Origin of the sequence: Terrabacter sp. NPDC000476 (genome assembly GCF_040300125.1) — a bacterium.
GTDB lineage: Bacteria > Actinomycetota > Actinomycetes > Actinomycetales > Dermatophilaceae > Terrabacter.
Map to the genome: position 1 here is coordinate 345,689 of NZ_JBEPDF010000003.1, position 19,891 is coordinate 365,579.

General features: G+C 73.6%; 17 protein-coding genes and 1 tRNA gene. 14 read left to right on the top strand and 4 right to left on the bottom strand.

The features are described 5' to 3' along the window. Positions 1-7 precede the first annotated feature (7 nt). The 3 genes from ABT295_RS17630 (at position 8) to ABT295_RS17640 (ending at position 3,399) form a co-directional block, all read left to right on the top strand. Complete coding sequence (locus ABT295_RS17630; RefSeq protein ID WP_352395699.1) at positions 8-946, top strand: 4-(cytidine 5'-diphospho)-2-C-methyl-D-erythritol kinase; 939 nt, start codon at positions 8-10, stop codon at positions 944-946. A 74-nt stretch (positions 947-1,020) separates the two neighbouring features. Further along, positions 1,021-2,898 (top strand): ABC-F family ATP-binding cassette domain-containing protein, encoded by a 1,878-nt coding sequence (locus ABT295_RS17635; RefSeq protein WP_352395700.1) that lies wholly within the window; start codon positions 1,021-1,023, stop codon positions 2,896-2,898. Between the two features lie 135 nt (positions 2,899-3,033). Continuing rightward, positions 3,034-3,399: a VOC family protein gene (locus ABT295_RS17640; RefSeq protein WP_352395701.1), complete on the top strand. Its 366-nt coding sequence runs from the start codon at positions 3,034-3,036 to the stop codon at positions 3,397-3,399. 26 nt (positions 3,400-3,425) lie between these two features. Here the strand turns inward: ABT295_RS17640 and ABT295_RS17645 are convergent, their stop codons facing one another. Next, positions 3,426-4,013 (bottom strand): MarR family winged helix-turn-helix transcriptional regulator, encoded by a 588-nt coding sequence (locus ABT295_RS17645; protein ID WP_352395702.1) that lies wholly within the window; start codon positions 4,011-4,013, stop codon positions 3,426-3,428. A 55-nt stretch (positions 4,014-4,068) separates the two neighbouring features. Between ABT295_RS17645 and ABT295_RS17650 the strand changes: the two genes are divergently transcribed. Further along, complete coding sequence (locus tag ABT295_RS17650; RefSeq protein WP_352395703.1) at positions 4,069-4,935, top strand: methyltransferase domain-containing protein; 867 nt, start codon at positions 4,069-4,071, stop codon at positions 4,933-4,935. Positions 4,936-5,174: 239 nt separating this feature from the next. Here the strand turns inward: ABT295_RS17650 and ABT295_RS17655 are convergent, their stop codons facing one another. After that, positions 5,175-5,780 carry a TetR/AcrR family transcriptional regulator gene (locus ABT295_RS17655; protein WP_352395943.1) on the bottom strand — a complete coding sequence of 202 codons (606 nt, stop codon included), beginning with the start codon at positions 5,778-5,780 and terminating at the stop codon, positions 5,175-5,177. Between the two features lie 405 nt (positions 5,781-6,185). On the opposite strand from ABT295_RS17655, the gene ABT295_RS17660 reads away from it, so the two are divergent. The 4 genes from ABT295_RS17660 (at position 6,186) to ABT295_RS17675 (ending at position 11,473) form a co-directional block, all read left to right on the top strand. Next, a complete protein-coding gene (locus ABT295_RS17660) occupies positions 6,186-8,612 on the top strand; it encodes a sigma-70 family RNA polymerase sigma factor (RefSeq protein WP_352395704.1) in 2,427 nt (808 codons plus the stop codon). 110 nt (positions 8,613-8,722) lie between these two features. Next, positions 8,723-8,801: transfer RNA gene (locus tag ABT295_RS17665), tRNA-Gln, on the top strand. Positions 8,802-9,047: 246 nt separating this feature from the next. After that, complete coding sequence (gene glmU, locus ABT295_RS17670) at positions 9,048-10,496, top strand: bifunctional UDP-N-acetylglucosamine diphosphorylase/glucosamine-1-phosphate N-acetyltransferase GlmU (RefSeq protein ID WP_352395705.1); 1,449 nt, start codon at positions 9,048-9,050, stop codon at positions 10,494-10,496. After that, positions 10,493-11,473: a ribose-phosphate diphosphokinase gene (locus ABT295_RS17675; protein ID WP_352395706.1), complete on the top strand. Its 981-nt coding sequence runs from the start codon at positions 10,493-10,495 to the stop codon at positions 11,471-11,473. The genes glmU and ABT295_RS17675 overlap by 4 nt, the downstream gene beginning before the upstream one ends. A 45-nt stretch (positions 11,474-11,518) precedes the next feature. Here the strand turns inward: ABT295_RS17675 and ABT295_RS17680 are convergent, their stop codons facing one another. Together ABT295_RS17680 and ABT295_RS17685 are read right to left on the bottom strand one after the other, a co-directional pair. Beyond that, a complete protein-coding gene (locus ABT295_RS17680; protein WP_352395707.1) occupies positions 11,519-13,009 on the bottom strand; it encodes a cryptochrome/photolyase family protein in 1,491 nt (496 codons plus the stop codon). Positions 13,010-13,016: 7 nt separating this feature from the next. Next, positions 13,017-13,586 carry a CGNR zinc finger domain-containing protein gene (locus tag ABT295_RS17685; RefSeq protein WP_352395708.1) on the bottom strand — a complete coding sequence of 190 codons (570 nt, stop codon included), beginning with the start codon at positions 13,584-13,586 and terminating at the stop codon, positions 13,017-13,019. 48 nt (positions 13,587-13,634) lie between these two features. Here ABT295_RS17685 and ABT295_RS17690 point away from each other — a divergent pair, with 48 nt between their 5' ends. The 6 genes from ABT295_RS17690 (at position 13,635) to cysN (ending at position 19,802) form a co-directional block, all read left to right on the top strand. Continuing rightward, positions 13,635-14,753, top strand: coding sequence for an EamA family transporter (locus ABT295_RS17690; protein ID WP_352395709.1), 1,119 nt, complete (start codon positions 13,635-13,637; stop codon positions 14,751-14,753). A gap of 360 nt (positions 14,754-15,113) precedes the next feature. Then, on the top strand, positions 15,114-15,785 hold the full coding sequence (locus tag ABT295_RS17695) for a 50S ribosomal protein L25/general stress protein Ctc (protein ID WP_352395710.1): 672 nt from the start codon (positions 15,114-15,116) through the stop codon (positions 15,783-15,785). Positions 15,786-15,930: 145 nt separating this feature from the next. Further along, on the top strand, positions 15,931-16,524 hold the full coding sequence (gene pth / locus ABT295_RS17700; RefSeq protein ID WP_352395711.1) for an aminoacyl-tRNA hydrolase: 594 nt from the start codon (positions 15,931-15,933) through the stop codon (positions 16,522-16,524). Positions 16,525-16,807: 283 nt separating this feature from the next. Then, entirely contained in the window at positions 16,808-17,638 is an 831-nt protein-coding gene (locus ABT295_RS17705; protein WP_352395712.1) for a 3'(2'),5'-bisphosphate nucleotidase CysQ, read from the top strand. Positions 17,639-17,703: 65 nt separating this feature from the next. Further along, the gene (cysD, locus tag ABT295_RS17710) at positions 17,704-18,549 is read left to right on the top strand and encodes a sulfate adenylyltransferase subunit CysD (protein WP_352395944.1); all 846 of its coding nucleotides are present in this window, start codon (positions 17,704-17,706) and stop codon (positions 18,547-18,549) included. Then, positions 18,549-19,802: a sulfate adenylyltransferase subunit CysN gene (gene cysN, locus ABT295_RS17715; RefSeq protein ID WP_352395713.1), complete on the top strand. Its 1,254-nt coding sequence runs from the start codon at positions 18,549-18,551 to the stop codon at positions 19,800-19,802. The genes cysD and cysN overlap by 1 nt, the downstream gene beginning before the upstream one ends. The last annotated feature ends 89 nt before the right edge of the window (positions 19,803-19,891 follow it).

A 19,891-nucleotide genomic window follows, 5' to 3' on the forward strand; every position in this document is an offset into this window, starting at 1 on the left:
TGGGCGCATGACTGTCGCTCCGACGCTGCCCGGTGCCGTGACCGTCCGGGTCCCGGCCAAGGTCAACCTCGAGCTGCGCGTGGGTCCCCGTCGGCCCGACGGCTACCACGCGCTCGCGACCGTCTACCAGGCCGTGTCGCTCCACGACGAGGTTTCCGTCGCACGCTGGGACGACTGGGAGGTCGTCGCGGCCGGCCCCTACGCCGAGCGCATCCCGCTCGACGGCGACAACCTCGCCGTGCGGGCCGCGCGCCTCGTCGCCGACCGTTGGCAGGTCGACGAGCGGGTCTCGATCCGCATCGACAAGGACATCCCCGTGGCGGGCGGCATGGCGGGGGGCTCGGCCGACGCCGCGGCCACCCTCCTCGCGTGCGACCACCTCTGGGGGCTCGGCCTCGACCGCGACGAGCTGGCCGAGCTCGCCGCGGCCCTCGGCAGCGACGTCCCGTTCTCGCTCGCCGGCGGCAACGCGATGGGCTCCGGCCGCGGCGAGCAGCTGGCGCCCGTGCTCGCGCGCGGCACCTTCCACTGGGTCTTCGCGATCAGCGACACCGGCCTGTCGACGCCCCAGGTGTATGCCGAGTGCGACCGCCTGCGCGAGCGTGACGGCGTCGACGTGCCCGAGCCGCAGGTCAGCCCCGAGCTCATGGCCGCGCTGCGCTCGGGGGAGCCGGCGGCGCTCGGCGCCGCCCTGCACAACGACCTCGAGCCCGCCGCGTTCTCGCTGCGACCGCAGCTGCGCGAGCTGCGCGACGCCGGGGTGGAGTTCGGCGCTCTCGGTGGCGTGGTCTCGGGCTCGGGACCGACCGTCGCGTTCCTCACCGAGAGTCACGAGGCCTCCCTCGACCTCTCCGTCTCGCTCGCCGCGTCGGACCTCTGCCGCGACCTGCGCCGCGCCAAGGGCCCGGTCCACGGCGCCCAGGTCGTCCCCGCCCCGCGCGACTGACGCGGCACCGGCCCTGCGACGTCGCCGAGCGCGATTCGGTCGGCGCCCCGCGCAGGCCGTAGGGTCGGTCAGCGATGGCAAACCTGATCTCCCTCGAGCGCGTGTCGCTCGTCTTCGGCACCTCCAGCGTCCTCGACGACGTCAGCCTCGGCGTGCTCACGGGCGACCGCATCGGTGTCGTCGGCGTCAACGGTGGCGGCAAGTCCACCCTGCTGCGCGTCATGGCGGGCCTGCAGGAGGCCGACTCCGGCCGCATCACGAAGCAGGGCGGCGACGACGGCATCCGCATCGGCATGCTCGCCCAGGACGACGCGCTCGACCCCGGCTGGACGATCCGCGAGGCCGTCCTCGGCGACCTGCCGGAGCACGTGTGGGCCGGTGACCCCCGCATCCGCGACGTCCTCACCGGACTGCTCGGCGGCATCGCGGCCGAGAACGTGGGCGGTCTCGACAGCCTCGTCGGGCCCAAGTCCGGTGGCGAGCGCCGACGACTCGCCCTGGCCCGCCTGCTCGTGGCCGACCCCGAGCTGCTGCTCCTCGACGAGCCGACCAACCACCTCGACGTCGAGGGCGTGGCCTGGCTCGCCGACCACCTCGCGACGAAGCGGCCGCGCCCCGGCAACGCCACCGTCGCGATCACCCACGACCGGTGGTTCCTCGACGCCTACGCGACGAACACGTGGGAGGTCGAGGGCGGTGCGGTCAACGCCTTCGAGGGTGGGTATGCCGCCTACGTCCTCGCCAAGGCCGAGCGCGACCGCCTCGCCGGCGTCGTCGCCGACCGTCGCTCCAACCTCATGCGCAAGGAGCTCGCGTGGCTCCGGCGCGGTGCGCCCGCCCGCACGAGCAAGCCGAAGTTCCGCATCGACGCGGCGAACGCGCTCATCGCCGACGAGCCGGCCCCGCGCAACAGCGTCGAGCTCGCGTCGTTCGCCAGCCGGCGGCTCGGCAAGGACGTGCTCGACCTCGAGGACGTCACCGTGAGCGTCGGGGAGCCGCCGCACGAGCGGCGCCTGCTCGACCACGTGACGTGGCGCCTCGCGCCGGGCGAGCGCGTCGGCATCATCGGCGTCAACGGCGCCGGCAAGTCCACGCTGCTGCGCGCGCTCACCGGTGACGTCGCGCTCGACGGCGGCCGGCGCAAGATCGGCAAGACCGTCGCGATCGCCCACCTGACGCAGGAGGTCCGCGAGCTGGAGCGGTTCGAGCAGTGGCGCGTCATAGAGGCCATCGAGGACGTCAAGCAGTGGACCATGCTGGGCGACAAGGAGATCAGCGCCGGCCAGCTGGCGACCCGGCTCGGCTTCCCGGGCGGCCGGCAGCAGTCGCGCGTCGGCGACCTCAGCGGTGGCGAGCGCCGGCGGCTGCAGCTGACGCGGCTGCTGCTGACCGAGCCGAACGTGCTCATCCTCGACGAGCCGACCAACGACCTCGACATCGAGACCCTCACCTCCCTCGAGGACGTGCTCGACGGCTGGGCCGGCACGCTCGTCGTCGTCTCGCACGACCGCTACCTGCTCGAGCGCGTGGCCGACAAGCAGCTGGCGCTGCTCGGCGACGGCAAGGTGCGCGAGCTGCCGGGCGGGGTCGAGGAGTACCTCCGGTTGCGGGCGGCCCACGCCACGAGCGCCACGAGCGCGAAGGGCGCCGCTGCGTCGTCGGCCACGGCCCCGAGCGGTGGTGCCGGGCGCACGGCCGGCACGCCGGAGGGCGCACCGGCCCGGAAGGTCGTGAACCCGGCCCAGCTGCGCGAGGCGCGCAAGGCGATGGCGCGGATCGAGAAGCAGCTCTCCCGGCTGGCCGACCGGGAGGAGCGCCTGCACGGCGAGATGGCGGAGCAGGCCACCGACCCTGCAGCCCTGGCCGACCTCAGCGCGAAGCTGCAGGCCGTCCTCGCCGAGCGCGAGGAGCTCGAGCTGGAGTGGCTCGAGGCCGCCGAGCTCGTCGGCTGACCCTGACCCTCTCCCCGCAACACACCGAGCAGGTCGCAACCCACCGGCATCCGATCCCGGTGAGTTGCGACCTGCTCGGTGTGTTGCCTGGGGTGGGCCTTGAAAGTATCTTGATGTCGAGATACTTTGGCGGGCATGGAGATGTCGCTGCACCACGTCCAGGTGTCCGGTCCCGCGGGCTGCGAGGAGGCCATGCGCGGCTTCTACGTCGGCGTCCTCGGCATGGTCGAGGTCGCCAAGCCCGAGCGGCTGGCGGCCCGGGGTGGCGCGTGGTTCCGGGCCGGCGCGGCGGAGCTGCACGTCGGCATCGAGGAGGGCTTCGTCCCGGCCCGCAAGGCGCACCCGGGCATCGCGGTCACCGACGTCGAGGCGCTCGCGCGCGCGGTCGAGGCGGCCGGGGCCCCGGTGGCCTGGGACGACGCGATCCCGGGGCTGCGCCGCTTCCACACCCACGACCCGGTGGGCAACCGGCTCGAGTTCCAGCAGGCCGCGACCGCGTGACGGCCCGCCTGGGTCGCCGCCGGCGCTCAGCCCGTCGTGGCGTCGGGGCGGGCGTCGGGGCGGGCGTCGGGGCGGGCGTCGGACCGGGCCTCCGCGCGGGTGTCGGGGCGGGTCTCGAGCGGCGCGAGCATCCGGCGCAGCAGCGCCGCGAGCTCGGACCGCTCGGTCGGCGAGAGCTCCGAGAGCAGCGACTTCTCCTGCTCGATGAGGTCGGCCATCGCGGAGTCGACGACGTCGCGGCCGGCGGCGGTGAGCCGCACCAGCACGCCGCGGCGGTCACCCGGGTCGGGTCGGCGCTCGACGAGCCCGGTGCGCACGAGCCGGTCGACACGGTTCGTCATCGTGCCCGAGGTGACGAGCGTCTGCTGCACGAGCTGGCCGGGGGAGAGCTCGTAGGGCTCACCGGCCCGGCGCAGCGCCGACAGCACGTCGAACGCCCAGCCCTCGAGCTGGTGCACCGAGAAGGCCGAGCCGCGCGCGAGGTCGAGGCGGCGGGCGAGGCGCGAGACCCGCGAGAGCACCTCGAGCGGCGACACGTCGAGGTCGGGCCGCTCACGGCGCCAGGCCGCGACGATGGCGTCGACGTCGTCGGCCGGTGGGCGGGGCGCGGTCATACGGCAACTGTAGTCGCCGTCAAGAGTCTTGACATCGAATGAAAGCGAGGCCCACATGAGCGACGCACCACCCCCCACCGCCACCCCCGGCCGGCCGTCCGACGCGGCGTGGGACCCGAGGCAGTATGCCGTGTTCGCAGGCCCGCGCGGCCGTCCCTTCGCCGACCTGCTCGCACGCGTCGAGGCCGAGCGTCCGGGCCTCGTCGTCGACCTCGGCTGCGGCCCCGGCGAGCTGACCCTGGGCCTCGCAGAGCGGTGGCCGGGCGCCCGGGTCGTCGGCGTCGACAGCTCACCGCAGATGCTCGAGCGGGCCCGGGCCCTCGACGCCGGGGGACGGGTGCGGTGGGAGCAGGCAGCCGCCGAGGACTGGGACCCCACGTCCGCCGGTGCGACCGGGCCCGCCGGACCCGACGGCATCGACGTGCTCGTCACGAATGCGACGCTCCAGTGGGTGCCGAGCCACCTGCGCCTCGTGCCGACCTGGCTCGCCGCCCTCGCCCCGGGCGGCACCTTCGCCCTGCAGGTGCCCGCGAACTTCGACGCGCCCTCGCACCGGCTGATGCGCGAGGTCGCCGCCCGCCACCCCCGCGCCGCGGACCTCGCGCCGGGCCTCGACCGGGCGCAGGCGGTGGCGCGGCCGGAGACGTATGCCGCCCTGCTCCTCGAGCGGACGCCGCACGTCGACGTGTGGCAGACGACCTACCAGCACGTGCTGGCGGCCGACCCGGACGGGCCGCACCCGGTGCTCGAGTGGGTGCGCGGGACGGGTCTGCGGCCCGTCCTCGGGGTCCTCGACGGGGCGGAACGGGAGAACTTCCTGTCCGAGTACGAGCAGGCGCTCGAGATGGCCTATCCTCGGCGTGGATTCGGGGTGCTCTTCCCGTTCACACGGACCTTCGCCATGGCCCGGATGCCCGGCTGAGTGCGGTCCCGGAAAAAATAGTCATCGGATTTCCGGCAATTCCCCCCGTTCTGGGAAAAAGTGTCATGAAATAGGTCATGGCACGTCATCGACGGTCGGTGCGTGGGCAGTCTCCCGCTTGGTCAGGGGAGGGAGTGGCTGCTCGTCGTCCGGCGCCGGTGCTGTCGCCAGGTTTCGTCCTTCCGCGTGGTTTCGTGGAGGGGATCAAGTGGAAGGACGAAACCTGCCAGCCGGCCCGCTCACGAGCGAGGCACGGTGACGAGTCGCGGTGACCGGTCGAGGCCGGAGAGGCCGTTCCAGGCGAGGTTGACCAGGTGCGCCGCGACCTGGTCCTTCTTGAACTTGCGCCGGTCGAGCCACCACTGGCCGGTGAGCGCCACCATGCCGACGAGCATCTGCGCGTGGATGGGGGCCGACTTCGGGTCGATGCCCCGCTGCTTGAACTCCGCCGCGAGCAGGTGCTCGACCTGGCCGGCAACGTCGCCGAGCACGCTGGCGAACGACCCGGTCGCCTGCCCCGGCGGGGAGTCGCGCACGAGGATGCGAAAGCCAGCGGGGTCGCTCTCGATGTAGTCGAGCAGCGCCAGCGTGGCCCGCTCGAGCATGACCCGCGCGCCCTCCGGCTCCTCGAGCGCGGCCGATATCCCGCCGAGCAGGGCCTGGATCTCGCGGTCGACCACGACGGCGTAGAGGCCCTCCTTGCCGCCGAAGTGCTCGTAGACCACCGGCTTGCTGACGTTCGCCCGCGAGGCCACCTCCTCGACCGTGGTGGCCTCGAAACCCTTGTCCGCGAAAAGCTTGCGCCCCACGTCGATGAGCTGCTCGCGCCGCTCCGGTCCCGTCATGCGGGCCCGGGGTCGGGAACGGTCGGAACGGTCGGCGCGGTCAGCGGTCACGCCGCCATTCTGCCGGGCGCGGGTGCGCCGACGTGCAGCCGCCGCCCCGCCCTGCCGGATCCGTCTCGATCGATCTGCGGAATCCCGTCATGAAACGGCTCCCCGCTCGTCTACGTCGTGTTGGGGGGATCCGGTTCTGCCGCTCGGTCTGGGGGACACGAGGGGCACGGAACCGAGAGCGGGGTCGGTCGCGGCGAGTACCTGGGGAGGTTGCCGCGGCCGACCTCTTCACCCCGTCCACGGGGCGGCGCACCCGGTGCGTCCTGCGACCGCGAGAGCGAGTGCGCGATTCAGGCCCCACCGAGCCCCTCGCTGGCGCACACTGGGATCCCATGCCACCCGGGAGGGCCAGCGGTGTCTGCTCAGTCTCCAGCGCCTCGCGCGCCGATCGAGCCCGTCCACATCGAGCCCGCAGGACACCTCGAGCACCTCGCGCAGATGGCCGCCGAGGAGGCTCACGATCCCGGGCTCGACGGGATGAGCGACGCCGGGCTGCTCGACCGGGCCCGTGACGGCGACGACGTCGCGTTCGCCGCACTCTGGCACCGCCACCTGCCGGCCGCGTACGCCGCTGCGTCCCGGTTCCGTGGACGCGTGTCGGCCGAGGACCTCGTGGCCGAGGCCTCCGCGCGGGTGCTGCGGCTCGTGCGCCAGGGCCAGGGACCCACCGAGAACTTCCGGGCCTACTTCGTCTCGGCCGTGCGCTCGATCGGGGTCGACGCCGTGCGCGGCGCGATCACCGTGCTGCCCACCACGACCGAGGACCTCGACCTGCTGCCCGGCAGCCAGCCCGGCCCCGAGGCGGTGACCGTCGGCGAGCTGGGCATCGACGCCGAGATCGTGCGCGAGGCCTTCCTCGGGCTGCCCGAGAGCGACCAGGACCTGCTCTGGCGCACCATGGTCGAAGGTGCCGCACCGCGTGCCGTCGCACCCGAGCTCGGGGTCTCGGCCAACGTCGTGAGCGCGCGGGCCATGCGGGCGCGCGACGCGCTCCGCACCGCCTACCTCGACGTCTGGCTGCAGCGCCGGCCGCACACCTGTGCCGGCCCGGAATGCCGCTGGGTGCTCGACCACCTCAGTGGCTACGTCCGCGGCCGGCTCACGGCCCGCCAGCAGCTGCGCGCCGTGGCGCACCTCGAGACGTGCGCGGCCGATGCGCGCCTCGCGGCCGACCTCGTCCGGGTGCACGACGGTTTCCGCGGGTTCACGAGCCCGCTCGTCCTCGTCGCCGGCACCGCCGCCGCCATGGGCCACGGCTCGCTGGCCGGCCTCCTCGGCTCCTCGGCCGCGCCGGGACTCACGTCCTCGGCCGCCGGCACCGGCACCGCCGTCGGCACCACGGCGACCGTGACGACCGCGACCACGGCCACCGCCACGACCGCGACCACGGCCACCGCCACGACCGCCACGACCGCCACGACCGCAGCCTCGGCCACCACCGCGGCCACGGCCGGAGTGACGACGGCGACCGCGACGACGGCGAGCGCGGCCACGTCCGTGGCGACCACGGTCACCACGGCGACGGTCGCGACCGCCGCACCCGTCTGCGCGACCGCCGCCGTCTCGGCGGGTGGCGCGACGGTCGCGGGTGCGTCCGCAGCCGGCGCATCGGCCGCCGGTGCCACGGCCCTCGGGGCCACCGCGGGCGCGTCGGCCGCCGCCGCCGGAGTGTCGACGGCGACCGCCGTGGGCGCCTCGGCCGGTGGTGCCGCCGCCGGTGCGGTCGGCGTCTCCGTCGTCGGTGCGCCGCTCGTGGTGGCAGCCGCCGCGCCCCTCGCAGCCGCGGTGCCCGTGGCCGCCGCGGCCGGCGGGTCGGCCCTGCTCGCCGGCACGGCGCTCGGCCCGCCGCTCGCGACCGCCGTGGCCGGACTCGTCATGGGACTGGGCGTCTCGGCCGCCCCCGCGACGGCCGCGCAGCAGCCGCCCGTGCCCACGGTGCAGACCGTCGGGGCGCAGCTCGGGGTCGACGCCGGCTCGGGGCAGCCGGGTGGGGCGGTTGCCGCAGCCGGTCTCTCCGGGCTGTCCTCGTCGGCGACCGCGAACTCGACGGCGTCGTCCCTTGCGCAGGACCTCGTGCTCCCGGTGCCCGGTGGCTCGCCCGCCGTCGTGCCGGTGCAGCTCGGGGCGTCAACAGGATCGGGCGCCACCGACATCGGCCCGGCGGCCGGCGCCGCGACGGGCTCGACCACGGGCACGGACGCCGGCCCCACCTCCGGAGGCACCACGCCGGACGTCCCGGTCACCACCCCCGAGCCGCAGCCGGTGGATCCGCAGCCGGTGGATCCGCAGCCGGTGGATCCGCAGCCGGTGGATCCGCAGCCGGTGGATCCGCAGCCGGTGGATCCGCAGCCGGTGGACCCGCAGCCGGTGGACCCGCAGCCGGTCGATCCGCAGCCCGCCGACCCGCAGCCGACGGAGCCCTCCACGACCGTCTCGGACGGCTCCGTGGCCGACCCCGTGTCGACCGACCCGGCCACGGACGTGGACCCGACCTCCTCCGGCTCCTCGTCCCGGACCAGCCCCGACCCCGCGTCCACCGACTCGACCGTGGAGACGGTGCCGGACCTGACGTCCGGCGCGTCGGGCACCGGCGGGTCGTCCAGCACGTCGTCCAGCTCGTCGTCCACGACGACGTCGAGCGCCACGTCCAGCGAGACGACCACGACGACCTCCTCGACGACCGAGACGACCGTGGTGGCCTCGGACGCGAGCCCGACGACCGAGGTCACGGCCGAGCCCACCGGCACGTCCACCGACCCCGCCGCGACCCCGTCGCCCTGAGGTCTCCCGTAGAGGCTCCCGCCCGCCCGTCGACGCCGCCCGTCGACGCCTTCGGTCGCCGTTCGGCCACGCCGGTCGGCTGCACTACCCTGTGACCCGTCCGACGACGATCCCCGGTTGGTCTGCCGGTAGGGCCCGCCTGACTTTGAATCAGGACAAGCGACGCAGGTTCGACTCCTGCCCGGGGAGCTCGCTCGCCGCGACCGGCCACCGGCCACCGGCGCCCGCCGTGTCGGGGCCGCGGGCGGGAGCGGTCGTGAGCTCCCGGCATACGGCCTCGGGGGCCTGCGCTGTGAGCGGGGTCACGGTCGCCCCACGGGCGGCGAAGCGGCGCCCCCGGCCGCGAGTAGCATGGCTGCGGCGCACCCCGGCGCCCGTGCGGGCCGGGGTCGTACGCACCCGAGTGCACCCCGATCCGAAAAGGAGCTGCACCCCGTGAGCGATCGACGGCCGACCGCCGTGATCGTCCTCGCCGCCGGTGAGGGCACACGCATGAAGTCCACGACCCCCAAGGTCCTGCACACGATCGGCGGCCGCAGTCTCGTGGGCCACGCGATCCGGGCCGCCCGGGGCACCCGCCCGCAGCACCTCGCCGTCGTCGTGCGGCACGAGCGCGACCGGGTGGCCGCGCACGTCGCGCAGGTCGACCCGGAGGCGCTCGTCGCCGACCAGGACGACGTCAAGGGCACGGGGCGCGCCGTCGAGTGCGCCCTCGAGGTGCTGCCGGCCGACCTCGCGGGCACCGTCGTCGTCACGTACGGCGACGTGCCGCTGCTGACGACCGAGACCCTGCACGGGCTCGTCGCCGCGCACGAGGGCGAGGAGAACGCGGTCACCGTCATCACCGCGACGCTCGCCGACCCCACCGGCTACGGCCGCGTCGTGCGCGACGAGCAGGGCGCCGTCGTCGCCATCGTCGAGCAGAAGGACGCCGACGAGTCCCAGCGCGCCATCCGCGAGGTCAACAGCGGGCTGTACGCGTTCGACGCCGCGGTCCTGCGCGAGGCGCTTGCCGAGGTGGGCACCGACAACGCGCAGGGCGAGAAGTACCTCACCGACGTCATCGCCATCGCCCGCGGTCGCGGGCTCGCGGTGCGCGCGCACCTCGTCGCCGACCTGTGGCAGACCGAGGGCGTCAACGACAAGGTGCAGCTCGCGCGCCTCGGCGCCGAGCTCAACCGGCGCACCGTCGAGGCCGCCATGCGCGAGGGCGCCATCGTCATCGACCCCGCGACGACGTGGATCGACGCCGACGTGACGATCGGGCCCGACACCGTCGTGCGCCCCGGCACCCAGCTCCTCGGGGCGAGCACGATCGGGCGCGACTGCGTCATCGGGCCCGACACCACCCTCACCGACGTCGAGGTCGGCGACGGCGCGAGCGTCGTGCGCACCCAGGCCGAGCTCGCCGTCATCGGCGCGGAGGCCACCGTCGGACCGTTCTCCTACCTGCGTCCCGGCACGCGCCTCGGCGCGCGGGGCAAGATCGGCGGCTTCGTCGAGACGAAGAACGCCGACATCGGCGAGGGCGCCAAGGTGCCGCACCTGACCTACTGCGGCGACGCCACGATCGGCGCGGGCGCGAACATCGGGGCGGGCACGATCTTCGCCAACTACGACGGCGTCACCAAGGGCCACACGAACGTCGGGGCGCACAGCTTCGTCGGCAGCAACTCGGTCATCGTCGCGCCGCGCACCATCGCCGACGGCGCCTACGTCGCGGCCGGCTCGGCGGTCGTCGGCGACGTGGCTCCCGGCCAGCTCGCGGTGACCCGCGCCCAGCAGCGCAACATCGACGGGTGGGTCGCGCGCCGACGCGCCGGCACGAAGACCGACGAGGCGGCGCAGGCCGCGACCTCCGAGACGAAGGACGCCCAGCGATGAGCGGCATCAACAAGACGACCGAGAAGCACCTCATGGTCTTCTCCGGCCGGGCCCACCCGCAGCTCGCGCAAGAGGTCGCCGCTTCGCTCGGCACCGACCTCGTCCCCACGAGCGCCTACGACTTCGCCAACGGCGAGATCTACGTGCGCTACGAGGAGTCGGTGCGCGGCTCGGACGCCTTCGTCATCCAGAGCCACACCGCGCCGATCAACGAGTGGATCATGGAGCAGCTCATCATGATCGACGCGCTGAAGCGCGCCTCGGCCAAGCGCATCACGGTGGTGCTGCCGTTCTACGGCTACGCCCGCCAGGACAAGAAGCACCGCGGCCGCGAGCCGATCTCGGCGCGACTCATGGCCGACCTCTTCAAGACGGCCGGCGCCGACCGGCTCATGGCCATCGACCTGCACACGGCGCAGATCCAGGGCTTCTTCGACGGCCCCGTCGACCACCTCATGGCGATGCCGATCCTCGCCGACTACGTCGGGCAGAAGTACGGCCACCTCGACCTCGCGGTCGTCTCGCCCGACGCGGGCCGGATCAAGGTCGCCGAGGACTGGAGCTCGCGCCTCGGCGGCGCCCCGCTCGCCTTCATCCACAAGACGCGCGACATCAACCGGCCCAACGAGGTCGTCGCCAACCGCGTCGTGGGCGAGATCAAGGGCCGCGTCTGCGTGCTCGTCGACGACATGATCGACACCGCGGGCACCATCACGAAGGCCGCGGACGCGCTCATGGAGCAGGGGGCCGCCGCCGTCATCATCGCGGCCACGCACGCCATCCTCTCCGGCCCGGCCGTCGACCGGCTCAAGGCCTGCCGCGTCGAGGAGGTCATCGTCACCAACACGCTGCCCATCCCCGACGACCGCCGCTTCGACAAGCTCGAGGTGCTCTCCATCGCGCCGCTCGTGTCCATGGCGATACGTGAGGTCTTCGAGGACGGCTCGGTCACGAGCCTCTTCGACGGCAAGGCCTGACGCCCGGGCAGGGGGCCGACCCCACGGCCGGCGTCACGGCCGGCGTCACGGCGGGTCGTCGCCGCGGGCCCGTTCCTGCTCGACCAGCTGCTCGAGGTCGGCGAGCCGGTGGCGGCCCTGCAGCGGGCGCGCCATCCGGTGGTTGCCCTCGAGCCGCCCGGCGTTGCGGTCGAGGTAGGCCCAGTAGCCGGCGGTGAAGGGGCAGGCGTCGTCGCCGACCCGCTTCTTCGGGTCGTACCGACAGCCGCCGCAGTAGTCGCTCATCCGGTCGATGTACGCCCCGCCGGAGACATAGGGCTTGGTCGTCATGGCGCCGCCGTCGGCGTGCTGGCTCATCCCGACGACGTTGGGCGGCATGACCCAGTCGTAGCCGTCGACGAAGCGGGTCTGGAACCACTCGGTGAGCGCCTCGGGCTGGTAGCCGCGCTGGGCGGCCCAGTTGCCGAGCACCATGAGGCGCGGGATGTGGTGCACCCAGCCGCGGTCACGCACGCCGGCGAGCACGTCCGAGAGGCACGCGGCGTCGACCCGGTCGCCGTCGAGGTCGTCGAACCACGCGGGCAGGGGCGCGTCGGCGCCCAGGCCGTTGCGCCGCCGGTAGGCCGGGCCGAAGTGCCAGTAGGTGTGCCAGACGTACTCGCGCCAGCCGATCACCTGGCGCACGAAACCCTCGACCGATGCGAGCGGCGCGTCGCCGTCGTGCAGGGCCCGCACGGCACGCTCGGCCACCTCGACCGGGCTCAGCAGCCCGAGGTTGAGCGGCACCGAGAGCAGGCTGTGCGCCATCGCCCAGTCGCCGCGCAGCATCGCGTCCTCGTGCGGCCCGAAGGCGCCGAGGCGGTGCGTGACGAACCGCTCCAGCGCGGCGAGCGCCTCGCGCCGGGTCACCGCGAAGAGCCGCGGCCCGTCCTCCCCGACGGTCTCGAGCCCCTCGTCGCGGGTCCAGCGGTCGAGGTCGTCGCGCACCTCGGCGTCGACGTCGCTCTCCCGGGGGGCGTATGCCGGGGGCACCTCGAGCGTCGCCGCGCCCTTCGGCGGTGGCTCGCGGTTCTCGTCGTCGAACGACCAGCGCCCGCCCACCGGGTGCTCGCCCTCGACGAGCAGGTCGAGACGCTGGCGCTGGAAGCGGTAGAAGTCGTCCATGCGCAGCCGGCGTCGCGAGCCCGCCCACTGCGCGAACTCGGCCCGGGGGAGGCTGTAGCCCGGCGTGGGGTCGATGCCCTCGACCTCTCCCGTCTCGAGCCGGCGGCGCACGAAGGCGTCGGCGGCGTACGACGTCGGCTCGTGCACGCGGACGGGCTCACCGAGCTCGGCGAGGGCCTCGCCGTAGGTGTCGGTGCGCAGCAGCACGGCGGAGTCGCCGAGCTCCGCGGCGCGGTGCCGCAGCGCCGAGAGCACGAGGTGCAGCTTCTGGCGGTGGTAGCGACGACGGCCGAGGGCCGCACGGCTCTCGACGAGCAGCACCCCCTCGCGCCGCTCGCCCGCGGGGGAGAAGTGCGGTCCGAGCTGGTCGGCGAAGAGCCACCGTCGAGTCACGGGAGGGTCATACCCGCGTCGAGGCCCTCCGGGTGCGCTCGCGGTAGGCGGCCGTGTGGGCGCGCGCCGCGCAGCCGCCGTCGCAGAACCGGCGCGAGCGGTTGCGCGACAGGTCGACGACGACGTCGTCGCAGTCGTCCGCCTCGCAGAGGCGCAGGCGGCGCAGCTCCCCGGCGCGCACGACGTCGATGACGGCGATGGCCGCCTCGACGGCCATCCGGGTCGCGAGGGGCGCGTCGGGCGCGGTCGCGTGCACGTGCCAGCCGACCCCGTCGTGGTCGACGAGCTGCGGCACGGCGCGGGACTCGGCCAGCAGCCGGTTGACGAGCTCGACGACGCCGTGCTCGTCGAGCTCCCAGAGCCTCCGCAGGCGTGGCCGCAGGGCCCGCACGGCCTCGAGCTCGGCCGGGTCGCGGTCGAAGCGCCCGGTCCACCCGTGCTCGGTGAAGAGCCGGGCGAGGTCGTCGGGCGTCGTCAGCGTGTCGGGGTCGTGGTCGCCGGGGAGGGAGCCGGGCAACGTGTTGACGAGGGCGGCGGCGCCGGCCAGCGCGAGATCGGTGTCATGGGTGAAAAGCACGTTGACTCCTGACTCGGACGGTCGCTACCGTCAGGAGTCTAAGTCGTGATGGGTGCTGACAGTGCGCCCGGCAGGGTGGTGGAGCGGATGGGTGAGCCGGTGGGTCAGGACGTGCGGCCGGGGGGTGCCCCCGGGGGCACGAGCACGAGCACGGGGACGGGCGCGGGGACAAGCGCGGCCCTGGGCGGGCCGGCGGCTGCGCCGAGCCTTCGCCCGCGGCGGCACCCGCTCGTCGGTCTCGGCGTCGCGCTCGTGTCGGCCGCGGCCTTCGCCACCTCGGGGGCGTTCGGCAAGGCGCTGCTCGTCGGCGCGTGGTCGCCCGGCCTCGTCGTGACGCTGCGGATCACCGTCGCCGCCCTCGTGCTGCTCGTGCCGGCCCTCTGGTCGCTGCGGGGTCGGTGGGCCGCGCTGCGGCGCCGCGCGTGGGTGGTGGTCGGCTACGGGCTCACCGGGGTCGCGGGCTGCCAGCTCGCCTACTTCAACGCGGTGACGCACCTGTCGGTCGGGGTGGCGCTGCTGCTCGAGTACCTCGCCCCGGTGCTCATCGTCGGCTGGCTGTGGCTGCGCCACCGACGGCCCCCGCGGCGGCTCACGGTGGCCGGGGTCGTGCTCGCCCTCGTCGGGCTCTTCCTCGTGCTCGACGTCGTCGGCGGCGCGAGCGTCAGCCTCGTCGGGGTGCTCTGGGGCCTCGCGGCCGCGGTGTGCCTCGTGCTCTACTTCCTCCTCGCCGAGCACGTCGGCGAGGACGTGCCTCCGCTCGCCCTCGCCGGCGGCGGGCTCGTCGTCGGCGCCGTCTCGCTCTGGCTGGCCGCGGGCCTGGGGGTGCTGCAGATGTCGCGGGGCGCCGCGCAGGTGCCGCTCGGCGGGCACGTCGTGCCCTGGTGGGTGCCCCTGCTCGTCATCGCGCTCGTCGCTGCGGCCTTCGCCTACGTCACGGGCATCGCGGCCGTGCGGCTGCTCGGGGCCAAGGTGGCCTCGTTCGTCGCCCTCACGGAGGTGCTCTTCGCCGTCGTCTTCGCCTGGCTCGTCCTCGCCGAGCTGCCGACCCCGGTGCAGCTCGCCGGGGGCGCGCTCATCGTGGCGGGCCTGGTCGCGGTGCGGGCCGACGAGTCCCGCGTGCTGCCGGGGCCCGAGGCGCTGCCGGTGGCGGAGCAGACGTCGGGGTAGGTGGCGGCGTCGGTGGTGCAGCAGGCGGCACCATGGGCGGCGCGGTGGGCTGCACGGCGGGCGGCGTGGTGGGCGGCGCGGGCGGGCTCCGTCGCCGCAGGCCCGCGCGATTTCACCCGCCGGGTGCTCGTCGCGTAAGATCGAGCAGTTGCCTCGGCGAGGGACGGTGCACGGCCGCTTCGGTGGACGTGACGGGGTCCGTGATCGACGCGGTGGACCGACGGCGGAGATCTTCGCCGACGGGTCCGCCTCTGCGCGCGGATCCCCTGGTCACCCGGACCACTCCTGCCGACACCCGTGCGGTGTCCCGCGTCGAGGCCGCCACCGACCGCCTCACCCTCTTCGATCCCAGGAGATCCCGTGTCCGACAACACCACGCTCGTCGCCGAGAAGCGCACCGACTTCGGCAAGGGCGCCGCCCGCAAGATCCGCCGCGCCGGCAACATCCCCGCCGTCATGTACGGCCACGGCACCGAGCCCGTGCACATCTCGCTCCCCGGCCACGACACGATGATGGCCCTGAAGCAGGCCAACGCCCTGCTGACGATCGTCATCGACGGCAAGGAGCAGCTCGCGCTCGCCAAGGACGTGCAGCGCGACGCGATCAAGCCGGTCATCGACCACGTCGACCTCGTCGTCGTCCGCAAGGGCGAGAAGGTCGTCGTCGACGTCGCCGTGCACCTCGAGGGCGAGGCCGCTCCCGAGACGGTCGTCACGCTCGACAACAACACCCTCCAGGTCGAGGCGCTCGCCACGGACATCCCCGAAAACGTCGTCGTCTCGGTCGAGGGCCTGACGGCCGGCACCCAGATCCTCGCCGGCGCCGTCGAGCTGCCGCAGGGCGCGACCCTCGTCACCGACGAGGAGGCCCTGGTCGTCAACGTGACGCAGGCCATCTCCGCCGAGGAGCTCGAGGCCGAGCTCGCCGAGGCCGAGGCCGAGGCCGGCATCGAGCGCGACGAGTCCGACGAGGAGGCCGCCGAGGGCGAGTCCGAGGGCGACGAGGCCAAGGCCGAGGGCGACGACGCCTGAGCCGTCGCACCACCTCGGCGGTGGCGCCCCGCGCCACCTCCTGCGTCCACGGGTCCCGCCCGAGCTCCGGCTCGGCGGGGCCCGTGCCCGCTCCGGCCCTCCTGCGCCGGCCGACCACCGACACCTCCCACCGATCGGACTCCCCATGGACACCTGGCTCGTCATCGGGCTCGGCAACCCGGGGCCGGGGTATGCCGGCAACCGGCACAACGTCGGCGCCATGGCCGTCGACGAGCTCGCGGGCCGTGCCCTCGGTGGACGCGCGTCGTTCAAGGCGCACAAGGCCGCCCGCGCCCGGGTCGCCGAGACCCGCCTGCGGGTCGGCGGCCCCAAGGTCGTGCTCGCGGTGCCCTCGCTCTACATGAACGAGTCCGGCTCCGCGGTCGCCGGCCTCTCGAAGTACTACGACGTGCCGGCGGAGCGCGTCATCGTGCTGCACGACGAGCTCGACATCGACGCGGGCCTCGTGCGGCTCAAGCTGGGCGGGGGCGAGGGCGGCCACAACGGCCTGCGGTCGGTCTCCCGCTCGATCGGCACCCGTGACTACCTCCGGGTGCGCCTCGGCATCGGCCGGCCGCCGGGTCGCCAGGACCCCGCCGACTTCGTGCTCAAGGACTTCTCCAAGGCCGAGCGCGCCGACGTGCTCCCCTTCCTGCTCGACGAGGGCGCGGACGCCGTCGAGGCGCTCGTCGACGTCGGTCTGCTCGACGCCCAGCAGCGCTTCCACGCCCCCCGCTGACCGACCGCTCGCACCCCGCCGACCGGTCTGCGCGGGATTCGCCCGAACGACAGGCGATCTGGGCCCCCCGAGGGTTCCCAACCACGCAAACCGCACCTTTGCCCATTCGCCGGACACGCCTGCGGGGCCGCCGTAGCATGAAGCCAATGCACGGCGGAGCGCCATCACGGAGCGCCGCCTGACCATGCGCGGGGGGGCCGCCGAACACGCAGACACCGTCACAGCCGACGGTGCCGGTGTCGTCGATCCTTCGTGTCCAGATTCGGACGTGCGGGGGGCACAGATGGGGTTCACGGAAGGGCGCACGGACAGTGCGCCACCACACACGACGTCGCCGGGGGGCGGGGTCACCGACCGGCTCGACGACGCGAGGCTCGCTCGTCGACTCGCCGAGTCGGCAGGGCGCGTGCTGCTCGAGCTGCGGCGCGAGCAGGCCGACCTCGAGCCGGCCGCGCTCAAGGCAGCCGGTGACGAGCGGTCGCAGCAGCACCTGGCCGCCGAGCTCGAGCACCACCGTCCCGCGGACGCGGTGCTGAGCGAGGAGGCCGCAGACGACGCGAGCCGGCTGGGGGCCGACCGCGTCTGGATCATCGACCCGCTCGACGGCACCCGGGAGTTCTCGGAGATCCCGCGCGAGGACTGGGCCGTGCACGTCGCGCTCTGGGAGGACGGCGAGCTCGTCGCCGGGGCCGTGTCGCGGCCCGCGATGGGCGACACCCTGGCCACCGACGAGCCGCCGGCGGTGCCCGCACCGGTGGACGGCCCGATCCGCCTGGCCGTCAGCCGAACCCGCCCGCCGGCGTTCGTGACCGCCTTGGCCGCGCGCCTCGGGGCCGAGCTCGTGCCCATGGGCTCGGCGGGCGTCAAGGCCACCGCCGTCCTCGACGGCACGGTCGACGCCTACGTCCACGCGGGTGGCCAGTTCGAGTGGGACTCGGCGGCCCCGGTCGCCGTGGCCCGCAGCGCAGGCCTGCACACGAGCCGCATCGACGGGTCGCCGCTGCGCTACAACCAGTCCGACCCGCGACTGCCCGACCTGGTCATCTGCCGGCCGGAGCACGCGGAGCACCTGCTGTCCGTCATCGACGAGCTGACCAAGGGGGAAGAGCAGTGAATCGGGAGACACCCGACTACCAGCTGAGCCAGCTGAGGGTCCTCGAGGCCGAGGCCATCCACATCATGCGGGAGGTGGTCGCCGAGTTCGAGCGGCCGGTCCTGCTCTTCTCGGGGGGCAAGGACTCCATCGTCATGCTGCGCCTCGCGCAGAAGGCGTTCCACCCGGCGCGGATCCCGTTCCCGGTCATGCACGTCGACACGGGGCACAACTTCGACGAGGTGCTCGAGTTCCGCGACCGACGCGTCGGCGAGCTCGGGATCCAGCTCATCGTCGCGAGCGTCGAGGAGGCCATCGAGAACGGCAGCGTCGTCGCCCCACGTGACGGCACCCGCAACCGCATCCAGACCCCGGTGCTGCTCGAGGCCCTCGAGAAGCACGCCTTCACGGCGATCTTCGGCGGGGCCCGGCGCGACGAGGACAAGGCGCGCGCCAAGGAGCGGATCTTCTCCTTCCGCGACGAGTTCGGGCAGTGGGACCCGAAGAACCAGCGGCCCGAGCTGTGGAACCTCTTCAACGGGCGCATCAGCTCGGGGGAGAGCATCCGGGTCTTCCCGCTGTCGAACTGGACCGAGCTCGATATCTGGCACTACATCCGCGAGGAGGGCATCGACCTCCCCTCGATCTACTTCGCCCACGACCGCGAGTGCTTCGAGCGGGACGGCATGCTCTACGCCGTCCACGAGCACAAGCAGCCCCGCCCCGGCGAGGAGGTCTCAACCGTCCGCGTGCGCTACCGCACGGTCGGCGACGCGAGCCTCACCGCCGCCGTCGTCTCCGACGCGGACACGGTGGAGAAGGTCATCGAGGAGATCGCCACCACCCGGGTGACCGAACGCGGCGCGACCCGCGGCGACGACAAGTTCAGCGAGGCTGCGATGGAAGATCGCAAGCGTGAGGGGTACTTCTGATGGACATCCTGCGTTTCGCCACGGCCGGCTCGGTCGACGACGGCAAGTCCACGCTCATCGGGCGTCTGCTCTACGACACCAAGACGGCGTTCTCCGACCAGATCGACGCCGTCGAGAAGGTCAGCCGGGAGCGCGGCGACGAGCACGTCAACCTCGCGCTGCTGACCGACGGCCTCCGGGCCGAGCGGGAGCAGGGCATCACCATCGACGTCGCCTACCGCTACTTCGCGACGCCCAAGCGCAAGTTCATCATCGCCGACACCCCGGGGCACGTGCAGTACACGCGCAACATGGTGACGGGGGCCTCGACGGCCGACCTCGCCCTCGTGCTCGTCGACGCCCGCAAGGGCATCGTCGAGCAGAGCCGGCGGCACGCGTTCCTCGCGACCCTGCTCCAGGTGCCGCACATCGTGCTGTGCGTCAACAAGATGGACCTCGTCGACTACTCCGAAGAGGTCTACCAGCGCATCCACGAGGAGTTCACCGCGTTCGCGGCCAAGCTCCGGGTGCCCGACCTCACGGTCATCCCCGTCTCGGCGATCCACGGCGAGAACGTCGTGACGCGCTCGGAGAACATGCCGTGGTACGACGGTCCGAGCCTGCTGCACCACCTGGAGAACGTCCACGTGGCGAGCGACCGCAACCTCATCGACGTGCGGTTCCCCGTCCAGTACGTCATCCGACCGCAGTCCGACGAGTGGCACGACTACCGCGGCTACGCCGGGACGGTGGCGGGCGGGTCGATCCGCAAGGGTGACGACGTCATGGTGCTGCCCTCGGGCTTCACGACCAAGGTCAAGGCGGTCGAGACGGCCGACGGCGAGATCGACGAGGCGTACCCGCCGATGTCGGTGACGATCCGGCTCGAGGACGACATCGACGTCTCGCGTGGCGACATGATCTGCCGACCGCAGAACCGTCCCCACGTCGCCCAGGACGTCGACGCGATGATCTGCTGGATGGACGAGACGACGCCGTTCCGGGTCGGCGCGAAGTACGCGATCAAGCACACGACGCGCACGGCCCGCACGATCGTCAAGGACCTCAACTACCGGCTCGACATCAACTCGCTGCATCGCGACGAGGCAGCAACCACCTTGACGCTCAACGAGATCGGCCGCGTGCGTCTGCGCACGACCGTGCCGCTCATGTGCGACGAGTACAGCCGCAACCGGAGCACCGGAGGCTTCGTGCTGATCGACGAGGCGACGAACCGCACCGTCGCTGCCGGCATGATCACCGACGCCGCCTGAGCGCCTGGCGGCCCCGGTCGCCGTGCACACCGAAGGTCCCGCCCGTCACCGACGGGCGGGACCTTCGGGCGTCCGGGCGGGGCCGGACG

What these genes read in the sequence shown, in the direction of transcription:
- ABT295_RS17635 (WP_352395700.1), top strand. Translation starts at nt 1,021, where the DNA reads ATGGCAAACCTGATCTCCCTCGAGCGCGTGTCGCTCGTCTTCGGCACC.
- ABT295_RS17675 (WP_352395706.1), top strand. Translation starts at nt 10,493, where the DNA reads ATGAGCGGCATCAACAAGACGACCGAGAAGCACCTCATGGTCTTCTCC.
- ABT295_RS17645 (WP_352395702.1), bottom strand. Translation starts at nt 4,013, where the DNA reads ATGACCGCGCCCCGCCCACCGGCCGACGACGTCGACGCCATCGTCGCG.
- ABT295_RS17650 (WP_352395703.1), top strand. Translation starts at nt 4,069, where the DNA reads ATGAGCGACGCACCACCCCCCACCGCCACCCCCGGCCGGCCGTCCGAC.
- cysD (WP_352395944.1), top strand. Translation starts at nt 17,704, where the DNA reads ATGCGGGAGGTGGTCGCCGAGTTCGAGCGGCCGGTCCTGCTCTTCTCG.
- ABT295_RS17640 (WP_352395701.1), top strand. Translation starts at nt 3,034, where the DNA reads ATGGAGATGTCGCTGCACCACGTCCAGGTGTCCGGTCCCGCGGGCTGC.
- ABT295_RS17690 (WP_352395709.1), top strand. Translation starts at nt 13,635, where the DNA reads ATGGGTGCTGACAGTGCGCCCGGCAGGGTGGTGGAGCGGATGGGTGAG.
- pth (WP_352395711.1), top strand. Translation starts at nt 15,931, where the DNA reads ATGGACACCTGGCTCGTCATCGGGCTCGGCAACCCGGGGCCGGGGTAT.
- ABT295_RS17655 (WP_352395943.1), bottom strand. Translation starts at nt 5,780, where the DNA reads ATGACGGGACCGGAGCGGCGCGAGCAGCTCATCGACGTGGGGCGCAAG.
- cysN (WP_352395713.1), top strand. Translation starts at nt 18,549, where the DNA reads ATGGACATCCTGCGTTTCGCCACGGCCGGCTCGGTCGACGACGGCAAG.
- ABT295_RS17630 (WP_352395699.1), top strand. Translation starts at nt 8, where the DNA reads ATGACTGTCGCTCCGACGCTGCCCGGTGCCGTGACCGTCCGGGTCCCG.
- ABT295_RS17705 (WP_352395712.1), top strand. Translation starts at nt 16,808, where the DNA reads ATGGGGTTCACGGAAGGGCGCACGGACAGTGCGCCACCACACACGACG.